The sequence below is a fragment of the Mesorhizobium sp. M1088 genome (assembly GCF_040318575.1).
Classification (GTDB): Bacteria; Pseudomonadota; Alphaproteobacteria; order Rhizobiales; family Rhizobiaceae; genus Mesorhizobium.
This window is the reverse complement of the sequence record NZ_JAMYMO010000079.1, coordinates 1-9,233: the sequence shown is the minus strand read 5'-3', so window position 1 is coordinate 9,233 and position 9,233 is coordinate 1. Positions and strand designations below refer to the sequence as shown.

10 protein-coding genes are annotated in these 9,233 nt (G+C 63.8%); 5 read left to right on the top strand and 5 right to left on the bottom strand.

Annotation, left to right across the window (positions count from 1 at the left end):
- Nucleotides 1-135: 135 nt before the first annotated feature.
- Entirely contained in the window at nt 136-2,187 is a 2,052-nt protein-coding gene (locus tag NKH49_RS33995; RefSeq protein ID WP_352772942.1) for an elongation factor G, read from the bottom strand.
- 163 nt (nt 2,188-2,350) lie between these two features.
- Nucleotides 2,351-3,217, bottom strand: a complete 867-nt coding sequence (locus tag NKH49_RS33990; RefSeq protein WP_352929987.1) for an alpha/beta fold hydrolase — start codon at nt 3,215-3,217, stop codon at nt 2,351-2,353.
- A 147-nt stretch (nt 3,218-3,364) separates the two neighbouring features.
- Between NKH49_RS33990 and NKH49_RS33985 the strand changes: the two genes are divergently transcribed.
- Together NKH49_RS33985 and NKH49_RS33980 are read left to right on the top strand one after the other, a co-directional pair.
- Entirely contained in the window at nt 3,365-3,961 is a 597-nt protein-coding gene (locus tag NKH49_RS33985) for a methyltransferase family protein (RefSeq protein WP_352929984.1), read from the top strand.
- Nucleotides 3,962-3,991: 30 nt separating this feature from the next.
- Nucleotides 3,992-4,387 carry a (R)-mandelonitrile lyase gene (locus NKH49_RS33980; protein WP_352772946.1) on the top strand — a complete coding sequence of 132 codons (396 nt, stop codon included), beginning with the start codon at nt 3,992-3,994 and terminating at the stop codon, nt 4,385-4,387.
- 6 nt (nt 4,388-4,393) lie between these two features.
- Here NKH49_RS33980 and NKH49_RS33975 read toward each other — a convergent pair whose 3' ends face one another.
- Nucleotides 4,394-5,596 carry a pyridoxal phosphate-dependent aminotransferase gene (locus tag NKH49_RS33975; RefSeq protein ID WP_352772949.1) on the bottom strand — a complete coding sequence of 401 codons (1,203 nt, stop codon included), beginning with the start codon at nt 5,594-5,596 and terminating at the stop codon, nt 4,394-4,396.
- Nucleotides 5,597-5,798: 202 nt separating this feature from the next.
- On the opposite strand from NKH49_RS33975, the gene NKH49_RS33970 reads away from it, so the two are divergent.
- From NKH49_RS33970 to NKH49_RS33960, 3 genes are all read left to right on the top strand, one after another.
- Nucleotides 5,799-6,692 (top strand): EAL domain-containing protein, encoded by an 894-nt coding sequence (locus NKH49_RS33970; protein ID WP_352816137.1) that lies wholly within the window; start codon nt 5,799-5,801, stop codon nt 6,690-6,692.
- Nucleotides 6,689-7,543, top strand: coding sequence for an EAL domain-containing protein (locus NKH49_RS33965; protein ID WP_352622192.1), 855 nt, complete (start codon nt 6,689-6,691; stop codon nt 7,541-7,543). Before NKH49_RS33970 ends, NKH49_RS33965 begins: the two co-directional genes overlap by 4 nt.
- Before the next feature lie 262 nt (nt 7,544-7,805).
- Nucleotides 7,806-8,414: a glutathione S-transferase family protein gene (locus NKH49_RS33960; protein ID WP_352646486.1), complete on the top strand. Its 609-nt coding sequence runs from the start codon at nt 7,806-7,808 to the stop codon at nt 8,412-8,414.
- 79 nt (nt 8,415-8,493) lie between these two features.
- Here NKH49_RS33960 and NKH49_RS33955 read toward each other — a convergent pair whose 3' ends face one another.
- On the bottom strand, nt 8,494-8,748 hold the full coding sequence (locus NKH49_RS33955) for a type II toxin-antitoxin system RelE family toxin (protein ID WP_352616729.1): 255 nt from the start codon (nt 8,746-8,748) through the stop codon (nt 8,494-8,496).
- The gene (locus NKH49_RS33950; protein ID WP_352475039.1) at nt 8,745-8,945 is read right to left on the bottom strand and encodes a hypothetical protein; all 201 of its coding nucleotides are present in this window, start codon (nt 8,943-8,945) and stop codon (nt 8,745-8,747) included. The genes NKH49_RS33955 and NKH49_RS33950 overlap by 4 nt, the downstream gene beginning before the upstream one ends.
- Nucleotides 8,946-9,233 lie beyond the last annotated feature (288 nt).

Below are 9,233 nucleotides of genomic sequence, written 5' to 3'. Positions count from 1 at the left end.
ACAAAACTTTCACCCAAAAAACCACGGGGCCAACTCTGGGGGGCACCGGGCTTTTACCCCCCCAACAACCCGTGCCCAAAAAAACGGGCCCCGGTTACAGCGGGGCCCCGTTTCCTGTTGGGCCGCAAGGGCAGCTCAGGCGGCCTTGCCGTTGGCGTTCAGCGCTTCGTCGGCCAACCGGCCGGTGAGTTCGGCCATGTGGTCGAAGACGGCCCGGTAGCTGGCGACACCCGCAGTGGCCGAGCGCAGCTCGATGATGAGGTCGCCGATCTCAGCCTGCGGCATGGTCGCCTCGACCACGTCCCATCCCGGCCAGTCGGGCCGCGCGTCGTAGCCGAGGATCTGGCCGCGCCGCTGCGGGATCAGAGCGATGATCTTCGACGTCGCATCCGACGGCGTGACGATCTCGACCTTCATCACCGGCTCCAGCAGCACCGGCGAGCACGCGGCCATGCCTTCCTTCATCGCCAGCTTCGCCGCCATCTGGAAGGCCATGTCGGAGGAATCGACCGCATGGTAGGAGCCGTCGGAAAGGTTGACGGCAACATCGACGACCGGGAAGCCGAGCGGGCCCGATTTCAGGTAATCGCGCACGCCGGTCTCGACCGACTGGATGTAGGTCTTCGGCACGACGCCGCCGGTGATCGTATCGGTGAACTGGAAGCCTGAACCGCGCGGCAGCGGTTTGATCTCCAGCACCACATCGCCGAACTGGCCGTGGCCGCCCGACTGTTTCTTGTGGCGGCCGCGCTGCTGCGTCGCTTTGCGGATCGTCTCGCGATAGGGCACGGCCGGCACATGGCCTTCGACCGGGATCTGGTTCTTGCCTTCCAGCCGCTCGCGCACGACGCGCAGATGCATCTCGCCATGACCGGACAGCACGGTTTCGGCGGAATCCTGGTTGTGATGCAGGTTGAGCGAGGGATCTTCCTCGGCCAGGCGCTGGATGGCCGCCGACATCTTGACCTCGTCCTTGCGCTCTTTCGGCCGCAGCGCGAAGGCGAAGACCGGTTGCGGCGGCGCCAGGGTGACCAGCGGCTTGATGCCGCCCTTGGTCGAGCTCAGCGTCTGGCCGGTCCTGACGGCGTCCAGCTTGCCGAGCGCCACAGTGTCGCCGGCCTTGGCCAAAGTCAGCTTGACCTGGTCCTTGCCGAGCATCTTGTAGATGCCGGAGACCTTTGCCGTCTCGCCGTTGGGAAGGAACAGCTCGGCGGCGTCGGCGACCTGGCCGGACAGGATGCGCGAGACCGACAGCTTGCCGCCATGCGCGGTGTGGATGGTCTTCATCACCTGGACCACGGTGGCATTGCCATCGGGCGCGCCGAGACGCTGGCGCGTCGCCGCGATGTCGGGTGCGTCGTGACGGATCGCCTTCAACAGGCGCAGCACGCCATTGCCTTTCTCGGCGGTGCCGATCAGCACCGGCGTCACCGTGCCGTCGCGCAGATCTGCGGCGAGGTCGTCGAAGATCGCGTCCTTCGGCGGTTCGATCTCGTCCAGCAATTGCTCCATCAGGCGGTCGTCATGGTCGGCGAGCGTCTCCAGCATGGAAAAGCGCGCCTCGAGCTCGCGCGCCTTGTCGTCGCTCGGGATCTGGGCGACCTCGCTCTCGGCATATTCGCGGTAGATGTAGGCACGCTCCAGAGCGAGGTCGATCGAGCCGATGACGACGCCGTCCTTGCGCAGCGGGATCTGGCGCAGCAGCAATGGCACCGAGCTTGCCGGCTGCAGCATCTTCAGCGTGTCGCGCACACCTGCTATCGCCTTGTCGACCTTGTTCAGGAACAGCATGCGCGGCACGCCGAGCTCGTCGAGCTTGCGCATGATCAGCTGCAGGGCAGGGATCTTCTTCTCGTCGGCCTCGGCAACGACCACGGCGACGTCGCAGGCGGCCAGCACCGGCTCGGCTTCGAAGGAGAATTCGATGGAGCCGGGACAATCGACGAAGGTGAACGGCTCGCCCATGAAATCGGTGGTGGCGAAGGTCGCCTCGACGCTCATGCCGTGAGCGCGCGCCTCGGGCGAATGATCGGAAACGGTATTTCCGGACGAAACGGGATTCTGGCGGGGAATGGCGCCTGTACGGGCGAGTATGGCTTCGAGAAGTGTCGTCTTACCGCTTGCGAAGGGACCGACTATGGCAATGCATTTCGGTCCCGTGCGTCGTCCTCCGGCGCGAGTACCCATGGCTGACCTCCACTCAGGCGTTTCCCTGTGAGCGGCGGCCGGCCTGTCGGCCGTCGCGGGCGAGGCTTTTTTCAATTTGCCACCTACCCAAAGGGCATCGTCCCACGGGCAGGCCGGGAGGGCAAGGGATTTGAAGTTGAAGGGATTTGAAGTTGGAGCCGGTTCAGCCGGTGCCGGTTCGCCGCGACGCCAGCGGGGTTGTATGCACGCGCTGCCCCACGATCGTCTCGGCAAAGCGGGCGAGCAACGGATTGAACAGGTCCGCACGCTCCCAGAAAGGCGCATGCCCGGCGCCGGAGACGATGTGGCAATGCTCCCACAGCGAGCCGTATGCGAGCGTCTCAAAATAGCCGAGCCGGACGAACGGATCGTTCTCGCCATTGACGATAGCGACCGGAAACGCGGCTTGCTCGACCACCTGTCTCTGGTCGGCGCCCTTGCCGGTGAGCATGCCGCGCGTCACCGCGGCGCGCAGCCGGCCGTCGGTGCGCAGGATGGCTTGGCGAAAGGACGGATCGGCGGTGTCGCCGAAACACAGCGTCTCGAAGCGCTCGGCATCGCGTTCGGAATACGTCTTTTTGGACGCCAGCAGCATGTCCCAATGCGCGTGGAAGCCGCGCAGCATGCCGAAAGGACCCTTCGATACCGGCGGCGCGCCGGTCAGCATCAGCCCGCCGACGGCGCGGTGAAAACTCGCGAGTTCGATTGCCACGTGCCCGCCAAGCGACCAGCCGAAGACGACGGCGCGGCCGATGCCCAAGGCATCGAGGAGCTGAGCCGCCGATTGGGCAAGGCCGGCGATGGTGTAGTCCGTCGCCGGATCGCGGGCGTCGGACGATTCGCCATGGCCGGGCAGGTCGAAAGCAATCAACCGATGGGCAGCGGCCAACGGGCTGTCGAACTGGCGGGCGAATACGGCGCGCGAACTGCCCGAGCCGTGGATCAGGACAAGCGGGATGCCGGGTCCCGACGACTGGCTGAGGCGCAAATCCGCTTGCGGCGTGCGGATCGTGCGATGGGAAACGGCCATATCTGGTTTGGACCCTGGGATTGTCTCAAGGTCAACATCGCATGCCGAGGTCACCATGTTGTTTAGAACGGTGGTTAAGAAATGATTTCTCGGCTTGCGCCGGGTATGATGAACGAATCCACCACAGCTAACCCCCGGAGCCTGATGATGGAATCCACACTCGACCTTCTCGTCTCGATCAGCAGCATCGCGACGCTCGGCCAATATGCCTGGTCGATGCGCGCGCATTTCCAGTCGCCGACCATGTCTCAAGGCGCGATGATCATTTCGGCCGTCGTGGTCGGCACGGCGCTGTTCTTTCTTGCGCTGCTGTGGATCGAGCGGCAGCCGGTGGCGGCGAAGATCGGCGGGCTCGCCATCGAACTGGCAAGCTCGGCGCTGTTCTGGTGGGCGATCTCGGTCTCCCGCAAGGCGGGGCTGCGGTTCGCATTCGATCCCGACAATCCCGACAGCCTGGTGACCGAAGGCCCTTATCTCCATGTCCGGCATCCGTTCTACACGTCCTACATCATCTTCTGGGTCGGATGGGGTATCGCGACCTGGTCGGTCTGGGCGGTGGTGCCGGTCGCCGGCATCGTTACGATCTACGTGATCGCGGCCTTGGACGAAGAGCGAAAATTTTCGCGGACAAGGTTGGCCGATGCCTACGACGCTTACCGCACGCGGACCGGTCTGTTCTGGCCGCGTTTTGCCCGCAGCCGGCAGGAGATGCAGCCGGCATCGGACGAAAGTGGTAGGGTCTAAGACACTGGATTGAATCGAGGATTTGCGACGATGAAGATCATTGCCTGCGGCAGCGTGCCGACGATTGTTGCGCCGGAAAAATACTTCACTGGCCGGGTTTTGCAGACGCCGATCATCGAGAAAGAGGCGCCGGCGCGGCTCAGAGCCACGCTGGTCAGCTTCGAGCCCGGCGCCCGCACCCACTGGCACACGCATCCGCTCGGCCAGACGCTATATGTCACATCCGGTGCCGGTCTCGTGCAAAGCTGGGGCGGGCCGCTGCAGGAGATCAGGGCCGGCGACGTCATCTCCTTTGCGGCCGGTGAAAAGCACTGGCACGGCGCCGCGCCCAAATCGGCGATGACCCACATCGCCATGCAGGAGGCGCTCGAGGATGCGCATGTCGATTGGCTGGAGAAGGTGAACGACGAGCAGTATGGCGGCTGAAACGTCTCAGACCAGCGCGGCGGTAAAGCGCTGGATGCGCGTGCAGGCCTCTTCGAGCAGAGCCTCCGACGTGGCGTAGGAGATGCGGAAGTTCGGGCCGAGGCCAAAGGCCGAGCCGAAAACAACCGCCACGCCCTCGGCCTCGAGCAGTTCGGAGCAGAAGGTTTCGTCGCTGTCGATCACCTTGCCGTTCTTGGTCCTCCTGCCGATCAGCTGGGCACAGGAGGGATAGACGTAGAACGCACCCTCCGGCGACGGGCAGGTGATGCCGCGCGCCTGGTTGAGCATCGAGACGACGAGATCGCGCCGGCCCTGGAAGATCGCCTTGTTCTTCGGGATGAAATCCTGCGGGCCGTTCAGCGCTTCGACCGCCGCCCATTGGGCGATGGTGCAGGCGCCGGAGGTCTGCTGGCCCTGGATCATGTCCATCGCCTTGATCAGCGGCACCGGGCCCGCCGCATAGCCGATGCGCCAGCCGGTCATGGCATAGGCCTTTGACACGCCGTTCATCGTCAGCGTGCGCTCATAGAGCTTCGGCTCGACCTCGGCGATGGTCTTGAAGACGAAGTCGCCATAAGTCAGGTGCTCGTACATGTCGTCGGTCAGCACCCAGACATGCGGGTGCTTCAACAGCACGTCGGCCAGGCCCTTGAGCTCCGCCTCGGTATAGGCGGCGCCCGAGGGGTTGGACGGCGAGTTCATCAACAGCCATTTGGTGCGCGGCGTGATCGCCTTTTCCAGCACGGTCGCCGTCAGCTTGAAGCCGTTGTCGATGGAGGTGTCGGCAAAGGCCGAGGTGCCGCCGCAGATCGCCACCATTTCGGGATAGCTCACCCAGTAGGGCCGCGGGATGATTACCTCGTCGCCGGGGTTCAGCGTCGCCATGAAAGCGTTGAACAGGATCTGCTTGCCGCCGGTGCCGACGATGGTCTGCTCCGGCCGGTAGTCGAGATTGTTCTCGCGCTTGAATTTTTTCGCGATCGCATCGCGCAGCGGCACGATGCCGGATACCGGCGGATACTTCGTCTCACCGCGGCGGATGGCCTCGATCGCGGCGTTCTTGATGTTGTCGGGGGTGTCGAAGTCCGGTTCGCCGGCGCCCAGCCCGATCACGTCGCGGCCGGCGTTTTTCAGCTCGCGCGCCTTCTGCGTCACCGCGATGGTCGCGGAAGGCTTTACGCGGGAAAGGACGTCGGCAAGAAAGGCCATGACAGATATCTCCAGAAAGGACCGGCGGGCGAAGGCGCCGCGGCGCCTCTCATGTCGCATCGTCTGGTCAAGCGCAAGCCCAGCGCAGGCATTGTCGGATGAGCCAGCGCGCAATGCTGGCAACAATAAATTCACCAACGATCGGTAAAAGCTTGAACGGCAGGACCGTAGCCGGTCCGCCAGTCTCGCACAGCGAGGAACCGTGACGCGCAGCATCGGGCTTGCCCATATCATCCGCCATGATGACGGCACCGCCAGCGGTGTCTGGGGGGTCTATACGCTGCAAAGCGCGTTCCAGCCGATCTTCGCCTTCAACAAGGGCAAGCTTTCCGTCGTCGCGTTCGAGGGGCTGATCCGGCCGTTCCGCGAAGGCGAGCCGCAGCCGCCAATGAGTTTCTTCAACAGCTGTCCGGCGGTCGACCGCCTGCATATCGAGGCGCTGACACGGACGCTGCACCTTCTGAACGCCGGCGCCTGCCTGCCGCGAGACGCCTCCATCTTCATTAATTTCGATCCATCGGTGTTCACCGACCGCAGCATCGCCGACAAGGCGCTGCGCGAAATGCGGCTGGTGCTGCACGAGGCCGACATCGATCCGCGCCGCGTCGTCTGCGAGGTCACCGAACAGAAATCGGCGTCGCAGGAAACGCTCTACAATTTCGTCGAGGCGCTCAGGGGCAATGGTTTGCGCATTGCCGTCGACGATTACGGCGCCGACGAATCCGACATCAATCGCATCAAGGAACTCAGGCCAGACATCGTCAAGTTCGACGCCGACTGGATCATGACGCTGATGGAGTCCGGTGCCGGCTTCGCCTTGCTGACCGCTATGGTGACCAGCTTCGAAGAGCAAGGCATCCGTACGGTATTCGAGGGCATCGAGACGGGCTGGCAGCTCGAGCTCGCCGAAAAGTCGGGCGCCTCGATGGTGCAAGGCTTCGTGCTGGCACGCCCGGAGCTTGCACCGACCAGCTTTCACGTCTTCGACAAGGCCGGGCAGGCATCAGCGGTGTCGCCCGATAAGGACAAAGTTCCCGCGGCCGTTTCGCCATCGCGGCGGCCGATGCGGGCCTTTGGCCGCAGGGTGGCATCGTGACCGGGCGGGCCGACATGCGGCGCAAGGTCGGCGAAGCGATCTTTGCCGACGAGGTCGGCATCGAATATGGCGTCTACGGCGCATTCCGGCTGAGGAGCGCCTACCAGCCGGTCTTCGCGCCGCGCGGCAGGTTTCTCGCCGCCGTCGCGGTCGAGGGACTGATCGAGCCGCACCGTGCAGGCAGGCCGGTGGCGCCGCAAATCTTCTTCGAAGGTGTGCCGGCAGCGGATCGGCTGTTTGTCGAAACCATGTGCCGGGTGCTGCATTTGCGCAACTTCCGCAACATCGGCGTCGACGGGCTCGACCTCTTCTTCAACTACAATCCGCTGATCAACGATGACCCCGCACGGGCGCTGGCCGAAATCAGGCTGATGACCAGGCATCTGACGGATTTCGGCCTGCATCCCGGCATGCTGGTCTGCGAGATTACCGAGCAGGCGGCCGGCGACAAGGTGCTTGTCAGCCTGGCGCGCGAGATGCGGCGCGACGGCGTCCGCATCGCCATCGACGATTTCGGCACCGGGCATTCGACCGAAGAAAGGGTAGCACTGGTGCAGCCCGACATCGTCAAGATCGACGGCACCTGGTTCGCAGAATTCTGCCGCCATGCCGCCGCCGAGCGGTTTTTCCGGCCGCTGGTTTCGACGCTGCACGACCGTGGCGCCAAGGTGCTGGTCGAAGGCGTCGAGAACGCCACGCATCTGCGCGTCGCGCTGGATGGCGGCGTCGACCTGCTGCAGGGCTTTTACCTTGCCCGGCCGGCGCTGGCCGGTACGCTGTTCGACGAGGAGCCGCTGTCGATCGACAGGCTGCTTGGCAGGGACAACAACGTCATCCCCCTATTCGGCTAGGATATGTCGAGATTCAAGTGATGCCGGCCTGCGAACGGCGGTTTCCTGCGCTTCCGGTGCTCACGTACCCAAAGTACGCTCCGCTCCGGTTCTCGGAACCCACCCTTCTCGGCTCGGCCTGACTTGAATCTCGATATATCCTGAAATGCATCAGCGGCGCTGATGGTTACGCCAAAACAAATCACTGGATGAAGCCGCCGCTGCCGCGATAGAGGCTGGATCAAGCCCTGAGACGGGTGGTTGCGAGCAAGGGGGAGCACCGATGATACTCTATGGAATGATCGACAGCGGCAATTGCTACAAGCCGCGCCTGTTGATGGCCAAGCTCGGCATCGCTTTCACCAATGTCGAGGTCAGCTCGCACACCGGCGACACGCGCAAGCCCGACTATGTCGCGAAAAACCCGAACGCCATGGTGCCGCTGCTCGAACTCGACGACGGCCGCCGGCTGGCCGAATCCAATGCCATCCTGCTCTATCTCGCCGAAGGCACGCGGTTTCTGCCGGCGGACAGATACGAACGCGCGCTGGCCTATCAGTGGCTGTTCTTCGAGCAATACAGCCATGAGCCTTATATCGCCGTGCGCAGGGCGCTGCTGACCTTCCCTGAAAGAGCCAAGGATGCGACGCCGGAGCGGCTGGCCCTGACGCTGGAGCGCGGCAACAAGGCGCTCGGCGTCATGGACAAGCACCTGGCCGGGAGCAGCTTCTTCGCCGGCAATGCGCTCAGCGTCGCCGACATCGCGCTCTATGCCTATACGCATACGGCCGAGACGGGCGGGTTTCAGCTCGACGCCTATCCGGCGGTTGCCGCCTGGCTGAAAAGGGTCGAGGCCGATCCGGGGCACGTGCCGCTGGAGTGGCTGCCTTAGTCACGCTTCTCGGCGCTTCGCGGCTCGCTCCGGAGGTCGGGCTTGCGGCCCTCGGCCGATGACGTGAATGGTCGCGCGGCTATTTCAGCAGGCGATCATATTCGGAATGGGTGCCTATCCAGAACCAGACCACGTCATCGTGGTCGCGAACAGCCACGGCGCGGTAGTTGATATCAACCCGCGCCGACCAGTAGCGCCCGACCTGTTTGAAATGCAACGACGGGTGGAACGGGTCAGAATTCAGTTTGGCGAAACGTCTGTTCGCCTTTGCTCTGATTAACGAGGGCAGTTTTGCGTAGGCCTCCCAAAACGAGGGAGTAGCAAAATGATTCACAGAGGCCGGGTCCGGCCGGCGCGATGATCAGCCAAGGCCTGCTCGGCAAGCTTGTCCAGCCTGCCGCCCTTGGCGTCGGCTTCGATCTGCCGGTCCCACATGTCGGCCTGCAGCGCCTCGAACCATGCGGCAAACGCTCTCAGCTCTTCGGGGCTTAGTTCGGCAACGGATTTCTCAATCTGTTCAAGCTTGCTCATGAATCAATAGTACCACATTGGGCCAAAAACACCACAAAGTGGGACTATAGGCCCAAGGCAGCGGTTCACTGGAATCCAGACAGCAAAAAGGCGGGACAAAATCCCGCCTTCCCATGCTTGGTAGCCTGATCGGGAGCGTTTTGGCCGGGCCGGCAGCAATCTGCTGCTTCGGCTTGTCGGGTCTTTCGCTCCGGCGCGCTTCTCGCGCGACCGCCAGTACATCCGTGACTTGCCGCGGGGGCCCCCGGGATCACCCCGGCGCCGGCGGCGGGCCAGAAGAGGGGCGTG

Coding starts and splice junctions, on each gene's coding strand:
- NKH49_RS33995 (WP_352772942.1), bottom strand. CDS start 2,187: ATGGGTACTCGCGCCGGAGGACGACGCACGGGACCGAAATGCATTGCC.
- NKH49_RS33990 (WP_352929987.1), bottom strand. CDS start 3,217: ATGGCCGTTTCCCATCGCACGATCCGCACGCCGCAAGCGGATTTGCGC.
- NKH49_RS33985 (WP_352929984.1), top strand. CDS start 3,365: ATGGAATCCACACTCGACCTTCTCGTCTCGATCAGCAGCATCGCGACG.
- NKH49_RS33980 (WP_352772946.1), top strand. CDS start 3,992: ATGAAGATCATTGCCTGCGGCAGCGTGCCGACGATTGTTGCGCCGGAA.
- NKH49_RS33975 (WP_352772949.1), bottom strand. CDS start 5,596: ATGGCCTTTCTTGCCGACGTCCTTTCCCGCGTAAAGCCTTCCGCGACC.
- NKH49_RS33960 (WP_352646486.1), top strand. CDS start 7,806: ATGATACTCTATGGAATGATCGACAGCGGCAATTGCTACAAGCCGCGC.
- NKH49_RS33950 (WP_352475039.1), bottom strand. CDS start 8,945: ATGAGCAAGCTTGAACAGATTGAGAAATCCGTTGCCGAACTAAGCCCC.